This window comes from Kosakonia sp. PSU_27 (assembly GCF_039409795.1).
Classification (GTDB): Bacteria; Pseudomonadota; Gammaproteobacteria; order Enterobacterales; family Enterobacteriaceae; genus Kosakonia.
The window spans coordinates 11097-26331 of sequence record NZ_JBCIVK010000015.1; the positions used below are offsets into that span (position 1 = coordinate 11097).

General features: G+C 50.3%; 30 protein-coding genes and 1 pseudogene. 1 reads left to right on the plus strand and 30 read right to left on the minus strand.

Annotated elements, in window-relative coordinates:
- Positions 1-6: 6 nt before the first annotated feature.
- From rpoA to rpsJ, 27 genes are all read right to left on the minus strand, one after another.
- A complete protein-coding gene (gene rpoA, locus AAIG26_RS23195; RefSeq protein WP_007369825.1) occupies positions 7-996 on the minus strand; it encodes a DNA-directed RNA polymerase subunit alpha in 990 nt (329 codons plus the stop codon).
- A 25-nt stretch (positions 997-1021) separates the two neighbouring features.
- Positions 1022-1642 (minus strand): 30S ribosomal protein S4, encoded by a 621-nt coding sequence (gene rpsD / locus AAIG26_RS23200; RefSeq protein ID WP_003031138.1) that lies wholly within the window; start codon positions 1640-1642, stop codon positions 1022-1024.
- Between the two features lie 34 nt (positions 1643-1676).
- Positions 1677-2066: a 30S ribosomal protein S11 gene (rpsK, locus tag AAIG26_RS23205; protein ID WP_002919257.1), complete on the minus strand. Its 390-nt coding sequence runs from the start codon at positions 2064-2066 to the stop codon at positions 1677-1679.
- 16 nt (positions 2067-2082) lie between these two features.
- Positions 2083-2439, minus strand: a complete 357-nt coding sequence (rpsM, locus tag AAIG26_RS23210) for a 30S ribosomal protein S13 (protein ID WP_007369824.1) — start codon at positions 2437-2439, stop codon at positions 2083-2085.
- 146 nt (positions 2440-2585) lie between these two features.
- The gene (gene rpmJ, locus AAIG26_RS23215; protein WP_000868187.1) at positions 2586-2702 is read right to left on the minus strand and encodes a 50S ribosomal protein L36; all 117 of its coding nucleotides are present in this window, start codon (positions 2700-2702) and stop codon (positions 2586-2588) included.
- A 30-nt stretch (positions 2703-2732) separates the two neighbouring features.
- Complete coding sequence (gene secY, locus AAIG26_RS23220) at positions 2733-4064, minus strand: preprotein translocase subunit SecY (protein WP_007369823.1); 1332 nt, start codon at positions 4062-4064, stop codon at positions 2733-2735.
- Positions 4065-4071: 7 nt separating this feature from the next.
- Positions 4072-4506 carry a 50S ribosomal protein L15 gene (gene rplO / locus AAIG26_RS23225; protein WP_007369822.1) on the minus strand — a complete coding sequence of 145 codons (435 nt, stop codon included), beginning with the start codon at positions 4504-4506 and terminating at the stop codon, positions 4072-4074.
- Between the two features lie 3 nt (positions 4507-4509).
- Positions 4510-4689, minus strand: coding sequence for a 50S ribosomal protein L30 (rpmD, locus tag AAIG26_RS23230; RefSeq protein WP_001140434.1), 180 nt, complete (start codon positions 4687-4689; stop codon positions 4510-4512).
- 6 nt (positions 4690-4695) lie between these two features.
- Positions 4696-5196 carry a 30S ribosomal protein S5 gene (rpsE, locus tag AAIG26_RS23235; protein ID WP_007369821.1) on the minus strand — a complete coding sequence of 167 codons (501 nt, stop codon included), beginning with the start codon at positions 5194-5196 and terminating at the stop codon, positions 4696-4698.
- A gap of 14 nt (positions 5197-5210) precedes the next feature.
- Positions 5211-5564, minus strand: a complete 354-nt coding sequence (gene rplR / locus AAIG26_RS23240; protein WP_017460073.1) for a 50S ribosomal protein L18 — start codon at positions 5562-5564, stop codon at positions 5211-5213.
- A 9-nt stretch (positions 5565-5573) separates the two neighbouring features.
- Entirely contained in the window at positions 5574-6107 is a 534-nt protein-coding gene (rplF, locus tag AAIG26_RS23245; RefSeq protein ID WP_017460072.1) for a 50S ribosomal protein L6, read from the minus strand.
- Positions 6108-6119: 12 nt separating this feature from the next.
- The gene (rpsH, locus tag AAIG26_RS23250) at positions 6120-6512 is read right to left on the minus strand and encodes a 30S ribosomal protein S8 (RefSeq protein WP_017460071.1); all 393 of its coding nucleotides are present in this window, start codon (positions 6510-6512) and stop codon (positions 6120-6122) included.
- 33 nt (positions 6513-6545) lie between these two features.
- On the minus strand, positions 6546-6851 hold the full coding sequence (gene rpsN / locus AAIG26_RS23255; RefSeq protein ID WP_007369817.1) for a 30S ribosomal protein S14: 306 nt from the start codon (positions 6849-6851) through the stop codon (positions 6546-6548).
- A 14-nt stretch (positions 6852-6865) separates the two neighbouring features.
- Positions 6866-7405, minus strand: coding sequence for a 50S ribosomal protein L5 (gene rplE / locus AAIG26_RS23260; RefSeq protein ID WP_001096200.1), 540 nt, complete (start codon positions 7403-7405; stop codon positions 6866-6868).
- A gap of 14 nt (positions 7406-7419) precedes the next feature.
- Positions 7420-7734, minus strand: coding sequence for a 50S ribosomal protein L24 (gene rplX, locus AAIG26_RS23265; protein ID WP_007369816.1), 315 nt, complete (start codon positions 7732-7734; stop codon positions 7420-7422).
- A 10-nt stretch (positions 7735-7744) separates the two neighbouring features.
- On the minus strand, positions 7745-8116 hold the full coding sequence (rplN, locus tag AAIG26_RS23270; RefSeq protein ID WP_004388611.1) for a 50S ribosomal protein L14: 372 nt from the start codon (positions 8114-8116) through the stop codon (positions 7745-7747).
- A 165-nt stretch (positions 8117-8281) separates the two neighbouring features.
- Entirely contained in the window at positions 8282-8536 is a 255-nt protein-coding gene (gene rpsQ / locus AAIG26_RS23275) for a 30S ribosomal protein S17 (RefSeq protein ID WP_017460070.1), read from the minus strand.
- Positions 8536-8727 (minus strand): 50S ribosomal protein L29, encoded by a 192-nt coding sequence (gene rpmC / locus AAIG26_RS23280; protein ID WP_004388609.1) that lies wholly within the window; start codon positions 8725-8727, stop codon positions 8536-8538. Before rpmC ends, rpsQ begins: the two co-directional genes overlap by 1 nt.
- Positions 8727-9137, minus strand: a complete 411-nt coding sequence (rplP, locus tag AAIG26_RS23285) for a 50S ribosomal protein L16 (RefSeq protein ID WP_007369814.1) — start codon at positions 9135-9137, stop codon at positions 8727-8729. Before rplP ends, rpmC begins: the two co-directional genes overlap by 1 nt.
- Positions 9138-9149: 12 nt before the next feature.
- On the minus strand, positions 9150-9851 hold the full coding sequence (rpsC, locus tag AAIG26_RS23290) for a 30S ribosomal protein S3 (RefSeq protein ID WP_000529945.1): 702 nt from the start codon (positions 9849-9851) through the stop codon (positions 9150-9152).
- 17 nt (positions 9852-9868) lie between these two features.
- Positions 9869-10201 (minus strand): 50S ribosomal protein L22, encoded by a 333-nt coding sequence (rplV, locus tag AAIG26_RS23295; protein ID WP_002919773.1) that lies wholly within the window; start codon positions 10199-10201, stop codon positions 9869-9871.
- A gap of 14 nt (positions 10202-10215) precedes the next feature.
- On the minus strand, positions 10216-10494 hold the full coding sequence (gene rpsS / locus AAIG26_RS23300; protein WP_001138115.1) for a 30S ribosomal protein S19: 279 nt from the start codon (positions 10492-10494) through the stop codon (positions 10216-10218).
- A gap of 16 nt (positions 10495-10510) precedes the next feature.
- Positions 10511-11332 carry a 50S ribosomal protein L2 gene (gene rplB, locus AAIG26_RS23305; RefSeq protein ID WP_007369812.1) on the minus strand — a complete coding sequence of 274 codons (822 nt, stop codon included), beginning with the start codon at positions 11330-11332 and terminating at the stop codon, positions 10511-10513.
- Positions 11333-11349: 17 nt separating this feature from the next.
- Positions 11350-11652, minus strand: a complete 303-nt coding sequence (gene rplW, locus AAIG26_RS23310; protein ID WP_000617546.1) for a 50S ribosomal protein L23 — start codon at positions 11650-11652, stop codon at positions 11350-11352.
- On the minus strand, positions 11649-12254 hold the full coding sequence (gene rplD / locus AAIG26_RS23315; protein ID WP_007369811.1) for a 50S ribosomal protein L4: 606 nt from the start codon (positions 12252-12254) through the stop codon (positions 11649-11651). The genes rplW and rplD overlap by 4 nt, the downstream gene beginning before the upstream one ends.
- A gap of 10 nt (positions 12255-12264) precedes the next feature.
- Positions 12265-12894, minus strand: a complete 630-nt coding sequence (gene rplC, locus AAIG26_RS23320; RefSeq protein ID WP_017460069.1) for a 50S ribosomal protein L3 — start codon at positions 12892-12894, stop codon at positions 12265-12267.
- A 32-nt stretch (positions 12895-12926) separates the two neighbouring features.
- Entirely contained in the window at positions 12927-13238 is a 312-nt protein-coding gene (gene rpsJ / locus AAIG26_RS23325) for a 30S ribosomal protein S10 (RefSeq protein ID WP_001181005.1), read from the minus strand.
- Positions 13239-13613: 375 nt separating this feature from the next.
- Here rpsJ and AAIG26_RS23330 point away from each other — a divergent pair, with 375 nt between their 5' ends.
- Entirely contained in the window at positions 13614-14081 is a 468-nt protein-coding gene (locus AAIG26_RS23330) for an A24 family peptidase (RefSeq protein ID WP_343181586.1), read from the plus strand.
- Here the strand turns inward: AAIG26_RS23330 and bfr are convergent.
- The 3 genes and pseudogenes from bfr to tuf all read right to left on the minus strand — a co-directional run.
- Positions 14065-14541, minus strand: coding sequence for a bacterioferritin (bfr, locus tag AAIG26_RS23335; RefSeq protein WP_017460067.1), 477 nt, complete (start codon positions 14539-14541; stop codon positions 14065-14067). The genes AAIG26_RS23330 and bfr overlap by 17 nt on opposite strands.
- 72 nt (positions 14542-14613) lie before the next feature.
- On the minus strand, positions 14614-14808 hold the full coding sequence (gene bfd / locus AAIG26_RS23340) for a bacterioferritin-associated ferredoxin (protein WP_071925235.1): 195 nt from the start codon (positions 14806-14808) through the stop codon (positions 14614-14616).
- 178 nt (positions 14809-14986) lie between these two features.
- Positions 14987-15235 (minus strand): annotated as a pseudogene (tuf, locus tag AAIG26_RS23345) (elongation factor Tu); the annotation flags it as partial.

The following is a 15235-nucleotide window of genomic DNA, read 5'->3' on the forward strand; positions in this document are numbered from 1 at the left end:
ATCCGGTTACTCGTCAGCAATGCTTGCCGGCGGCCAGTTTTCCAGGCGCATGCCCAGAGACAGACCGCGGGAGGCCAGCACGTCTTTAATCTCAGTAAGAGATTTTTTACCCAGGTTCGGCGTTTTCAGCAACTCAACCTCGGTACGCTGTACCAGATCACCGATATAGTGGATAGCTTCTGCCTTGAGGCAGTTAGCAGAGCGGACAGTCAATTCCAGATCGTCAACAGGGCGCAGCAGAATCGGATCGAATTCTGGTTTCTCTTCTTTAACTTCCGGCTGACGTACATCACGTAAATCAACGAAAGCTTCAAGTTGTTCAGCCAGAATGGTTGCCGCACGACGAATCGCCTCTTCAGGATCGATTGTACCGTTGGTTTCCATTTCGATGACCAGCTTGTCCAGGTCGGTACGCTGTTCAACACGTGCTGCTTCAACATTGTAGGCAATGCGCTCTACAGGGCTGTAGCAGGCGTCAACGAGCAGACGGCCGATTGGGCGCTCATCTTCTTCCGAATGAATTCGGGCAGACGCCGGAACATAACCACGACCGCGCTGAACTTTGATACGCATGTTGATAGATGCGTTTTCATCGGTCAGGTGGCAGATCACATGCTGCGGCTTGACGATTTCGACATCACCGTCGTGGGTAATGTCGGCTGCGGTCACAGGGCCAATGCCAGATTTATTCAGAGTAAGAATAACATCATCTTTACCCTGAACTCTCACCGCCAGCCCTTTCAGGTTGAGCAGGATTTCAAGGATATCTTCCTGAACGCCTTCTTTGGTGCTGTACTCATGAAGTACACCATCAATCTCAACCTCAGTCACCGCGCAACCCGGCATCGATGAGAGCAGAATACGGCGCAGTGCGTTACCCAGAGTATGGCCAAAGCCACGCTCTAAAGGCTCAAGGGTCACCTTGGCGTGCGTCGAACTCACTTGCTCGATATCTACCAGGCGCGGTTTTAGAAACTCTGTCACAGAACCCTGCATTGTGTCCTCTCTTTGGTACTAAGCTTTACTTGGAGTAAAGCTCGACGATCAGGTGTTCGTTAATGTCCGCAGACAGATCAGAACGCTCCGGCTTACGCTTGAACGTACCTTCCATCTTGCCAGCATCAACTTCCAGCCAGGTTGGCTTTTCACGCTGCTCAGCCAGCTCCAGAGCGGCTTTCACGCGAGACTGCTTTTTCGCTTTCTCACGAATGCTAACAACGTCATTCGGACTAACCTGATAAGAAGCGATGTTAACAACACGACCGTTTACCATGATTGCTTTGTGGCTAACCAGCTGGCGTGCTTCAGCACGAGTGGCGCCAAAGCCCATACGGTATACAACGTTGTCCAGACGACCTTCCAGCAGACCCAACAGGTTTTCACCGGTGTTGCCTTTCAGACGTGCTGCTTCTTTGTAGTAGTTACGGAACTGACGCTCCAGCACACCGTAAATACGGCGAACTTTTTGCTTTTCACGCAACTGCACACCATAGTCAGACAGACGCGGTTTACGCGCACCGTGCTGGCCAGGAGCTTGTTCAATTTTACACTTGGTATCGATCGCGCGAACGCCAGACTTAAGGAACAGGTCTGTGCCCTCACGACGGCTCAGCTTGAGCTTAGGACCCAAATATCTTGCCATTTTCTTTCTCCAACAATCCTAGAAAACGACCGCGTTATACGCGACGTTTTTTCGGCGGACGACAACCGTTGTGAGGGATCGGAGTCACATCAGTAATATTAGTGATGCGGAAACCAGCGGCGTTCAGAGCACGAATAGTAGATTCGCGGCCCGGACCCGGTCCCTTAACCATAACTTCCAGATTCTTGATACCGTATTCTTTTACGGCTTCAGCGCAACGCTCTGCTGCAACCTGAGCTGCAAACGGAGTGGATTTGCGAGAACCACGGAAACCGGAACCACCGGCTGTTGCCCAACCCAGCGCGTTACCCTGACGATCAGTAATAGTAACGATGGTGTTGTTGAAAGAAGCATGGATATGAGCCACGCCGTCAGAGACTTGTTTTCTTACACGTTTACGTGCACGAATTGGTGCCTTTGCCATTATTCAATCACCCCGATTATTTCTTGATCGGTTTGCGCGGACCCTTACGGGTACGTGCGTTGGTCTTGGTACGCTGACCGCGAACCGGGAGACCACGACGATGACGCAAACCGCGATAGCAACCAAGATCCATCAGGCGCTTGATGCTCATGCTAATTTCACGGCGCAGATCACCTTCAACGACAAATTTGGCAACTTCGTCACGCAGCGTGTCGATTTGTTCTTCAGACAGCTCACTGATCTTAACATTTTCAGCGATGCCCGCAGCAGCCAGAATGGCTTGAGAGCGGGTTTTACCGACGCCATAGATCGAAGTTAATGCGATCACAGCATGTTTCTGATCAGGAATGTTAATGCCTGCTATACGGGCCACTATGCACTCCTATAATTTTACTTGCACGCACCATGCTGAAAAGCCCGTTTTCAGGATACTCAAATGGAAACGTACAGACATACAAAAGATTGGCTGGCTAATCTAGCCAGCTCAACCCAACTTTGCAAGAAAAATATGCGAAATAATCAGCCTTGGCGCTGTTTATGCTTCGGCTCGGCACTGCAAATCACGCGGATGACGCCATCACGCTTAACGATTTTGCAGTTACGGCATAATTTCTTGACGGAAGCACGAACTTTCATTTTTACTCTCCGTAACTTCTCGGGCGACCATTAACGGCCATAGCCTTTCAGGTTCGCCTTCTTCAATGCAGACTCATACTGACTGGACATCATCAGAGTTTGCACTTGAGCCATAAAGTCCATAATCACGACAACAACGATAAGCAGTGACGTCCCACCAAAGTAGAACGGTACTTTCATCGCATCACGCATGAACTCCGGGATCAGGCAGATAAAAGTAATATAAAGCGCACCGACCAAAGTCAGGCGGGTCATTACTTTATCGATATACTTCGCCGTTTGCTCTCCCGGACGAATTCCTGGTACAAATGCACCGGACTTCTTCAGGTTATCTGCTGTTTCTCGCGGGTTGAAAACCAACGCCGTATAGAAGAAACAGAAGAAGATGATTGCAGACGCATAGAGTAACACATAAAGCGGTTGCCCAGGCTGCAAATACAGCGAAATTGTTGTCAGCCAGTTCCAACCAGTACCGCCCCCGAACCATGACGCGATAGTCGCAGGGAACAGAATAATACTGGAAGCGAAGATTGCCGGGATTACCCCCGCCATATTCACTTTCAGCGGTAAATGTGTGCTCTGAGCAGCATAGACACGACGACCCTGCTGGCGTTTTGCGTAGTTCACCACGATGCGGCGTTGACCACGTTCAACGAATACAACAAAGAACGTCACTGCGAATACTAATACTGCAACCAACAGCAACAGGAGGAAGTGCAGGTCGCCTTGACGCGCTTGCTCGATAGTATGGGCAATGGCTGGCGGAAGACCCGCCACAATACCGGCAAAGATAATGATCGAGATACCGTTACCGATACCGCGTTCAGTAATCTGTTCACCGAGCCACATCAGGAACATGGTTCCTGTAACCAGACTCACAACAGCGGTGAAGTAGAATGCAAAGCCTGGATTCATAACCAGACCTTGCATACCAGGCATATTCGGTAAACCGGTAGCAATACCGATCGACTGGAATATCGCCAACACCAGAGTGCCGTAACGGGTGTACTGGCTGATCTTACGACGACCAGACTCCCCTTCTTTCTTCAGCTCTGCCAGGGCCGGATGAACGACCGTTAACAGCTGGATGATAATCGATGCCGAAATATACGGCATGATACCCAATGCAAAGATAGAAGCACGACTAAGAGCACCACCAGAGAACATGTTAAACATCTCAATGATGGTGCCACGCTGTTGCTCAAGCAGTTTGGCAAGTACAGCGGCATCAATACCAGGGATCGGAATAAAAGAGCCAATACGGAAAACAATCAACGCACCGATAACAAACAGCAGTCTGCGTTTCAGTTCGCCAATTCCACCCTTGGCACTTTGAAAATCTAATCCCGGTTGTTTAGCCATCTGCTACTTATTCCTCAATTTTACCGCCAGCAGCTTCGATAGCAGCACGAGCGCCTTTCGTCACACGCAGGCCACGAACAGTTACCGGACGAGCTACTTCACCAGCCAGGATCACTTTCGCGAACTCGATCTGGATGCCGATAATGTTAGCCGCTTTAAGCGTGTTCAGGTCAACTACGTCGCCTTCTACTTTAGCCAGATCGGACAGACGAATCTCTGCCGTGATCATTGCTTTGCGAGAAGTGAAACCGAATTTCGGCAGACGACGATACAGTGGCATCTGACCACCCTCGAAACCGCGACGTACGCCACCGCCAGAACGAGATTTCTGACCTTTGTGACCACGACCACCGGTTTTACCGAGGCCAGAACCGATACCACGACCCAGGCGTTTACCCGCCTTTTTGGAGCCTTCGGCCGGAGACAGAGTATTTAAACGCATCTCTTACTCCTCAACTTTAACCATGAAGGAAACCGCGTTGACCATACCGCGAACCGCAGGAGTATCCTCACGTTCAACAGTATGACCAATACGACGCAGACCCAGGCCAAGCAGCGTTGCCTTGTGTTTCGGCAGACGACCGATTGCACTGCGGGTTTGAGTGATTTTAATAGTCTTTGCCATGGTCAATTACCCCAGAATTTCTTCAACGGATTTACCACGCTTGGCAGCGACCATTTCCGGGGATTTCATATTTTCCAGGCCATCAATCGTTGCACGAACCACGTTAATCGGGTTGGTGGAACCATATGCTTTAGCCAGAACGTTATGAACCCCAGCGACTTCCAGAACGGCGCGCATTGCACCACCGGCAATAATACCGGTACCTTCGGAAGCCGGCTGCATGAATACACGAGAACCCGTGTGAGTACCCTTAACCGGGTGCTGCAGGGTGCCGTGGTTCAGCGCGACGTTAATCATATTGCGACGGGCTTTTTCCATCGCTTTCTGGATCGCTGCCGGAACTTCGCGGGCTTTACCGTAACCAAAACCAACGCGACCGTTACCATCGCCAACAACAGTCAGAGCTGTGAAGGAGAAAATACGACCACCTTTAACGGTTTTAGATACGCGGTTTACCGCGATCAGCTTTTCCTGCAGTTCGCCAGCTTGTTTTTCGATGTGAGCCATCTTACACCTCTACCTTAGAACTGAAGGCCAGCTTCACGGGCAGCATCTGCCAGTGCCTGGACGCGACCATGATATTGGAACCCGGAACGGTCAAAGGAAACATCTTTGATGCCTTTTTCCAGAGCGCGTTCAGCTACAGCTTTACCCACAGCTGCGGCCGCGTCTTTGTTACCGGTGTACTTCAGTTGTTCAGAGATAGCTTTTTCTACAGTAGAAGCAGCTACCAGAACTTCAGAACCATTCGATGCGATTACCTGGGCGTAGATATGACGCGGGGTACGATGTACCACCAGGCGAGTCGCACCAAGCTCTTTGAGCTTGCGGCGTGCGCGGGTCGCACGACGGATACGAGCAGATTTCTTATCCATAGTGTTACCTTACTTCTTCTTAGCCTCTTTGGTACGCACGACTTCGTCGGCGTAACGAACACCCTTGCCTTTGTACGGCTCAGGACGACGGTAGGCGCGCAGATCTGCTGCAACCTGGCCAATCACTTGCTTATCCGCGCCTTTCAGCACGATTTCAGTCTGTGACGGACATTCTGCAGTGATACCGGCCGGCAGCTGATGATCAACAGGATGAGAGAAACCCAGAGCCAGGTTTACTACATTCCCTTTGACCGCTGCGCGGTAACCTACACCAACCAGCTGCAGCTTCTTAGTGAAGCCTTCGGTAACACCGATAACCATTGAGTTCAGCAGGGCACGCGCGGTACCAGCCTGAGCCCAACCGTCTGCGTAACCATCACGCGGACCGAAAGTCAGAGCATTGTCTGCCTGGTTAACTACAACAGCATCGTTGAGAGTACGAGTCAGCTCGCCGTTTTTACCTTTGATCGTGATAACCTGACCGTTGATTTTTACGTCAACGCCGGCAGGAATAACGACCGGTGCTTTAGCAACACGAGACATTTTTTCCTCCGATTAGGCTACGTAGCAGATAATTTCGCCACCAAGACCAGCCTGGCGCGCTGCACGATCAGTCATAACACCTTTAGAGGTAGAAACAACTGCGATACCCATACCACCCATAACTTTCGGCAGCTCATCTTTTTTCTTATAGATGCGCAGACCTGGGCGGCTGATACGCTGAATGCTTTCTACCACAGCTTTACCCTGGAAGTATTTAAGAGTCACTTCCAGTTCCGGCTTGGTGTCGCCTTCAATTTTGAAATCTTCAATAAAACCTTCTTCCTTCAGCACGTTGGCAATTGCCACTTTCAGCCTGGAGGAAGGCATGGTGACCGCAGCTTTGTTCGCGGCCTGACCGTTACGGATACGGGTCAGCATATCCGCGATCGGATCTTGCATGCTCATCTGTCTTTACTCCCGTGATTCAATTGGTGACAATTACCAGCTAGCCTTTTTCAGACCCGGAATTTCACCGCGCATAGCGGATTCACGGACCTTAATACGGCTCAACCCGAACTTCCGCAGGAAACCGTGCGGACGACCAGTTTGGCGGCAGCGGTTACGCTGACGAGACGGGCTGGAATCACGCGGCAGACTCTGCAGCTTGAGAACAGCATTCCAACGATCTTCGTCGGAAGCGTTCACATCAGAAATGATCGCTTTCAGTTCAGCGCGTTTCGCGAAGTATTTTTCAGCTAAAGCTACGCGTTTAACTTCGCGTGCTTTCATAGATTGCTTAGCCATGAAGTAACCCTACCTTACTTGCGGAACGGGAAGTCAAAGGCAGCCAGCAGAGCACGGCCTTCTTCGTCAGATTTCGCAGTAGTGGTAATGGTAATATCCAAACCACGCACGCGGTCGACTTTATCGTAGTCGATTTCTGGGAAGATGATCTGCTCACGGACACCCATGCTGTAGTTACCACGACCGTCGAAAGACTTAGCGGACAAGCCACGGAAGTCACGGATACGCGGTACAGCAATAGTGATCAGGCGCTCAAAGAACTCCCACATGCGTTCGCCACGCAGAGTCACTTTACAGCCGATCGGATAGCCCTGACGGATTTTGAAGCCCGCAACAGATTTGCGCGCTTTGGTGATCAACGGTTTTTGACCGGAGATTGCTGCCAGGTCAGCTGCTGCGTTATCCAGCAGTTTCTTGTCAGCGATCGCTTCACCAACACCCATATTCAGGGTGATCTTCTCGACCCGAGGGACTTGCATGACAGAATTGTAGTTAAACTCAGTCATGAGTTTCTTAACTACTTCGTCTTTGTAGTAATCATGCAGTTTCGCCATCGTACTACTCCAAATTACTTGATAGTTTCGCTGTTAGATTTAAAGAAACGGACTTTTTTGCCGTCTTCGAATCTAAAGCCTACACGGTCGGCCTTGCCGGTTGCCGCATTGAAGATTGCAACGTTAGAAACCTGAATTGCAGCTTCTTTCTCAACGATGCCACCCGGTTGGTTCAGGGCCGGAACCGGCTTCTGATGTTTCTTAACCAAGTTGATACCTTCAACAATGATCTTGCCGGAAGACAGAACATTTTTTACTTTACCGCGCTTACCTTTATCTTTACCGGTTAACACGATAACTTCGTCATCACGACGGATTTTAGCTGCCATGATTCGCTCCTTAGAGTACTTCTGGTGCCAGAGAGATGATTTTCATAAACTTCTCAGAACGAAGTTCACGAGTAACCGGCCCAAAAATACGCGTACCGATAGGCTGCTCGCTGTTGTTGTTCAGAAGAACACAAGCATTGCCATCGAAGCGAACGACAGAACCGTCAGGGCGACGAACACCCTTCTTGGTGCGCACCACTACCGCCTTCAGCACATCACCTTTTTTGACCTTACCACGCGGAATTGCTTCTTTGATGGTGATCTTGATGATGTCGCCTACGCCTGCGTAGCGACGGTGCGAGCCACCCAGAACCTTGATACACATTACGCGACGTGCACCGGAGTTGTCGGCGACGTTCAGCATAGTCTGTTCTTGGATCATTTCAGTGCTCCGCTAATGTCAACTACTACTGAAGACCCTAAAATCAGGGTCGATAAAAAGCCCCATATCGGGGGCGCAGCATTATAACACCGCTTCCTTGATATGGGTAGAAAAAATAAACGGCCCATCGCTGAGCCGTTTATTCGTTTGAGAACGCGTACTCTATTACAGAATCGCTTTCTCTACAACGCGAACCAGCGTCCAGGACTTAGTCTTGGACAGCGGACGGCATTCGCGGATTTCAACCACGTCGCCGGTACCGCATTCGTTGTTCTCGTCATGTACGTGCAGTTTAGTCGTACGTTTGATGAATTTACCGTAGATCGGGTGTTTCACGAAACGCTCGATAGCTACAACAATGGATTTCTCCATTTTGTCGCTAACAACACGACCTTGCAGAGTACGGATTTTATCGGTCATTACGCACCCGCCTTCTCAGTCAGTAAAGTCTTAACGCGTGCGACATCACGACGCACTTGCTTCAACAGGTGAGTCTGTTGCAGCTGGCCACTTGCAGCCTGCATACGCAGGTTGAACTGCTCGCGCAGCAGGTTAAGCAGCTCGGTGTTCAGCTCTTCAACGCTCTTTTCACGCAGCTCTTTTGCTTTCATTACATCACCGTCTTAGTTACAAAGGTGGTTTTAATCGGCAGTTTTGCTGCTGCCAGCTCGAAGGCTTCACGGGCCAGCTCTTCCGGAACACCGTCCATTTCGTACAGGACTTTACCCGGCTGAATCAAGGCAACCCAATACTCTACGTTACCTTTACCTTTACCCATACGAACTTCCAGCGGCTTCTCGGTGATCGGTTTGTCCGGGAATACACGGATCCAGATCTTACCCTGACGCTTAACAGCACGAGTCATAGCACGACGTGCTGCTTCGATCTGACGAGCGGTCAGACGACCACGGCCAACAGCTTTCAGACCGTAAGTGCCGAAGCTCACATCCGTGCCCTGCGCGAGACCACGGTTGCGGCCTTTGTGCACTTTACGGAATTTTGTACGCTTTGGTTGTAACATCAGCGACGCTCCTTATTTACGGCCTTTACGCTGCTGCTTTTTAGGTTGAGCAGCCGGTTTTTCCGGTTGTTCAACTGCAGCCATACCACCAAGGATCTCGCCTTTGAAGATCCACACTTTTACGCCGATTACACCGTAAGTGGTGTGCGCTTCGGAGGTGTTGTAGTCGATGTCAGCACGCAGAGTGTGCAGCGGAACGCGACCTTCACGGTACCATTCGGTACGTGCGATTTCCGCGCCGCCCAGACGGCCGCTAACTTCAACTTTGATACCTTTAGCGCCCAGACGCATTGCGTTCTGTACAGCACGCTTCATAGCACGACGGAACATAACACGACGTTCCAGCTGAGAAGTGATGCTGTCAGCAACCAGTTTTGCGTCCAGTTCAGGTTTACGAACTTCGGCGATATTGATCTGAGCAGGAACGCCAGCGATATCCGCTACGACCTTGCGCAGTTTTTCAACGTCTTCACCTTTTTTACCGATAACGATACCCGGGCGAGCGGTGTGAATAGTCACACGGATGCTCTTAGCCGGACGCTCGATAACGATACGAGATACAGACGCTTTAGCCAGTTCCTTAGTCAGGTACTGACGTACTTTAAAATCGCTGTCCAGGTTGTCAGCGAATTCTTTGGTGTTCGCAAACCAGGTTGAGTTCCATGGTTTTACAATACCCAGGCGAATACCATTAGGATGTACTTTCTGACCCATTGCTAGTCTCCAGAGTCTCAGCGATCGGACACAACCACAGTGATGTGGCTGGTGCGCTTCAGGATGCGATCTGCACGACCTTTTGCACGCGGCATAATGCGCTTCATGCTCGGGCCTTCGTCTACGAAAATTTTCGCAACTTTCAGATCGTCAATGTCAGCGCCATCGTTGTGTTCAGCGTTAGCAATGGCAGATTCCAGAACTTTCTTGACCAGTACAGCCGCTTTCTTATTGGTGTAGGTCAGAATATCCAGGGCCTGCGACACTTTCTTACCGCGAATCAGGTCAGCAACAAGGCGAACCTTCTGAGCAGAAGAACGAGCATGGCGATGTTGAGCTAAAGTTTCCATCTCTTCCTCCTACCTTATTTCTTCTTCGCTTTTTTATCAGCAGCGTGGCCGCGATAAGTACGAGTCGGTGCGAATTCACCCAGTTTGTGACCGACCATTTCGTCGGAAACAAATACCGGAACGTGCTGACGACCATTATGGACAGCGATGGTCAAACCGATCATGTTAGGAAAGATCGTTGAACGACGGGACCAAGTGCGCAGGGGCTTCTTGTCTCCGCTTTCCACCGCTTTCTCTACCTTCTTCAGCAAGTGCAGGTCAATAAAAGGACCTTTCTTGAGAGAACGTGGCATGGCTTATCCTCTAAAATTATTTGCTACGGCGACGTACGATGAATTTATCAGTACGCTTGTTGCTGCGGGTCTTCTTACCTTTGGTCTGAACGCCCCACGGAGTTACCGGGTGCTTACCAAAGTTACGACCTTCACCACCACCATGTGGGTGGTCGACTGGGTTCATCGCAGTACCGCGAACGGTAGGACGAACACCACGCCAGCGTGCAGCACCTGCTTTACCCAGAACGCGCAGCATATGCTCAGCATTGCCAACTTCGCCCAGAGTCGCGCGGCATTCTGCTTCGACTTTACGCATTTCACCAGAACGCAGACGCAGGGTGACATAAGCACCATCACGAGCAACGATCTGAACGTAAGTACCAGCGGAACGAGCCAGCTGACCGCCTTTACCTGGTTTCATTTCTACGTTATGAACGGTAGAACCAACCGGGATATTGCGCATCGGCAGGGTGTTACCTGCTTTGATTGCAGCATCAACGCCAGACTGAATCTGGTCGCCAGCTTTCAGGCCCTTAGGGGCCAGGATGTAACGGCGTTCGCCATCTTTGTACAGAACCAGCGCGATGTTCGCGGAACGGTTCGGATCGTACTCAAGACGTTCAACAACTGCCGGGATACCATCTTTGTTGCGTTTGAAGTCAACAATACGGTAAGCCTGCTTGTGGCCACCACCGATATGACGAGTGGTGATACGGCCATTGTTGTTACGACCACCGGATTTGCTGTTTTTTTCCAGCAACGGAGCAAAAGGTTTGCCCTTGTGCAGCTCAGGGTTAACCACTTTAACAACGTGGCGACGACCCGGAGATGTCGGTTTACATTTAACAACTGCCATTGTATTACTCCTCCGACTTACTCAGCGCCGCCAACGAAGTCCAGATTCTGGCCTTCTTTCAGGGTGACGTAAGCTTTTTTCCAGTCGCTACGACGACCGATACGCTGTCCGTGACGTTTAACTTTCCCTTTAACTACCAGGGTGTTAACGACTTCGACTTCGACTTCAAACAGTTTCTGCACAGCAGCTTTGATTTCTGCTTTGGTCGCGTCTTTAGCAACTTTGAGAACGATGGTGTTTGTTTTTTCCATCGCAGTAGACGCTTTTTCAGAAACGTGCGGTGCACGCAGCACCTTCAGCAGACGTTCTTCACGAATCATGCCAGCATCTCCTCAACTTGCTTAACAGCATCAGCAGTCATTACGACTTTGTCGAAGGCGATCAGGCTAACCGGGTCGATACCAGTCGCGTCGCGAACATCAACCTTGTGCAGGTTGCGCGCGGCCAGGAACAGGTTCTCGTCCAGCTCACCGGTGATGATCAGCACATCTTCCAGAGCCATGTCTTTCAGTTTCTGAGCCAGCAGCTTGGTTTTCGGTGCTTCAACAGAGAACTGCTCGACAACGATCAGACGATCCTGACGTACCAGTTCGGACAGGATGCTTTTCAGCGCGCCGCGGTACATCTTTTTGTTAACTTTTTGACTGTGGTCCTGCGGACGCGCAGCGAAGGTCACGCCACCAGAACGCCAGATCGGGCTCTTGATAGAACCAGAACGAGCACGGCCGGTGCCTTTCTGGCGCCACGGTTTTTTACCGGAACCAGTTACTTCAGCACGGGTCTTCTGAGCACGAGTACCCTGACGAGCACCAGCTGCATAAGCAACGACAACCTGGTGTACCAGCGCTTCGTTGAAGTCACGACCGAAGGTAGTTTCGGAAACAGTCAGCGCGCTCTGCGCGTCTTTCAATACTAATTCCATTGCTATCTCCTCACGCCTTCACAGCTGGTTTAACGATCAGGTCGCTACCGGTTGCACCCGGGACAGCACCTTTAACCAGCAGCAGGTTGCGCTCAGCGTCAACACGTACTACGTCCAGGCTCTGAACGGTTACGCGCTCATTACCCAGCTGACCTGCCATTTTCTTGCCCTTGAACACTTTGCCCGGAGTCTGGTTCTGACCGATAGAACCCGGAACGCGGTGAGACAGGGAGTTACCGTGGGTAGCGTCCTGGGTACGGAAGTTCCAGCGCTTAACGGTACCTGCGAAACCTTTACCTTTAGAGGTGCCAGTTACGTCAACTTTTTTAACTTCAGCAAACAGCTCAACGCTAATGTCCTGACCTACGGTGAATTCTTCGCCGTCAGCAAGACGGAATTCCCACAGACCACGGCCAGCTTCAACGCCAGCTTTAGCGAAGTGACCCGCTTCCGGTTTGGTTACACGGTTAGCTTTTTTAGCACCGGTTGTAACCTGGATTGCGCGGTAGCCATCGTTAGCCAGATCTTTAACCTGAGTAACGCGGTTTGCTTCAACTTCGATTACGGTTACTGGGATAGATACGCCATCTTCAGTGAAGATGCGGGTCATGCCCACTTTTTTACCGACTAAACCAATCATTGTTTCAACCTCTCAATCGCTCGATGACCTGATTAACCCAGGCTGATCTGCACGTCTACACCGGCAGCCAGGTCCAGACGCATCAGAGCATCAACGGTTTTCTCGGTTGGCTCAACGATGTCAACCAGACGCTTGTGAGTGCGGATTTCGTACTGATCGCGCGCGTCTTTGTTAACGTGCGGGGAGATCAGAACGGTGAAGCGCTCTTTGCGGGTCGGCAGCGGGATCGGACCACGGACTTGCGCACCAGTGCGCTTAGCAGTCTCGACGATTTCCGCGGTTGATTGATCGATCAGACGATGATCAAACGCTTTAAGACGGATACGGATTCTTTGGTTCTGCATGAGACCAGAGCTCCAATTATTTATAGACGAAAATAATTACTCCTCACACCCATTACGATTGATGGGGGAGTGTAATCGTTCTTACGTAGCCCCCCGATTGGGAGCATTGTAACGGCCAAACAGCACCGTTGTGGTTCAGATTGAACCCGCCGTCATTTACGACAAGCCCGCGCATTATACGTAAATCTGAGCCAGACGCAAGCGTAGTTTAGAAATTAAGCAGTGCTGCGAACATGCTCGCAGAACGAACATAACGACAATAAAGTCGGCATCATTTCTCACGAGCTGCCACGCAACATCAGTAATAGTTAATTGGCTTTCACACCGCAATTTCGCATTCTGCATGCCACCCGTTACTGACTCTGGCAGGACGCCATGTTTTTTCTCGCGGTTTACTTGTTACTCAATCTAATGCTTGTCTGGTACGACATCCGTAACGGGTTATTGCCAGATCGTTTCACCTGCCCTCTTCTTTGGGCGGGACTACTTTGGCACTGCTTCGCAAATGCTGAATTATTGAAGCAAGCGGTTATCGGCGCAGCGGCAGGTTACATAGGGTTTGCTGTTATTTATTGGGGCTACAAAATGTTGCGCGGTAAGGAAGGGCTTGGCTACGGTGACGTAAAATATCTTTCGGCTCTCGGGGCCTGGCATGGCTGGCAGAGTTTACCTGGACTGGTTTTTATAGCCGCCTTGTTGGCCTGCAGTGTGGTAAGTATTAACGCGCTCCGATTGCGAAGTTTGCAGGCATTAAAAAACCCACTGCCTTTCGGGCCATTTCTGGCGGCAGCGGGTTTACTAACGGGATACCATTCTGTGATACCAACTACTCTTCCACTTTGATTTGCGACTGGAGATAGTTCTGAATACCAATTTTGCTTATCAGATCCAGTTCTGTTTCCAGCCAATCAATATGATGCTCTTCTTCAGCAAGGATCTTGATCATCATGTCGCGGCTAACGTAGTCATGAACACTATCCGCATAAGCGATGGCTTCGCGCAGATCCTTCGCGCCTTCCAGTTCCAGTCGGAGGTCCGATTGCAGCATCTCCTCAACGTCTTCACCAATGCCCAGTTTGCCCAAATCCTGCAAATTAGGGATACCTTCAAGAAATAAAATACGCTCGATGTAGAGATCGGCGTGTTTCATTTCATCAATAGATTCATGGTATTCGACATCGTTGAGGCGCGTCAGACCCCAGTTTTTGAACATTCTCGCATGGAGAAAGTACTGGTTTATTGCGACAAGCTCATTTCCCAATAATTTATTGAGATAATTTATGATTTTAACATCACCTTTCATTATGTAGTCCCTCCGCTTCCACTCATTGAAGCGTAGATGGGGCTACAAGGATGTCAAAAAAAAGATAAGGACTCAGGCAATCTCTTTATATTCCGGCATCCGGGTAAGTTCGTCTTGCATGATTTCTCTTGCTGCGCGGACACATTTACCACACTGATTTCCAACCGGAACAAATTTGCGGAGTTGCTGAAATGATTGAGGATGAAACTGGCGCACTGCCTGGCGAATTTTTTTATCACTCACACCATTACACAAACAAACGTACATGATCACTCCCGTTCAATTTCTGCGCAAAGTGTAAATGAGAATAGTTGCGATTACAATAGCGCAACTGTAAAGCTGCTCGCCCGGTGCGTAGTTTAATTTCGAATAAATATTTCGACCGTAAATAGCGGACAGCAAAAAGGGCGCCGATGCGCCCTTTTTTCAATTCAAAGCTAATTAATTAGCCCAGAACTTTTGCTACAACGCCCGCGCCAACGGTACGGCCGCCTTCACGGATTGCGAAACGCAGACCATCGTCCATCGCAATCGGGTGAATCAGGGTAACAACCATTTTGATGTTGTCGCCCGGCATTACCATCTCTACGCCTTCCGGCAGTTCGATGGTGCCAGTCACGTCAGTTGTACGGAAGTAGAACTGCGGACGGTAGCCTTTGAAGAACGGAGTGTGACGGCCGCCTTCATCTTTGGA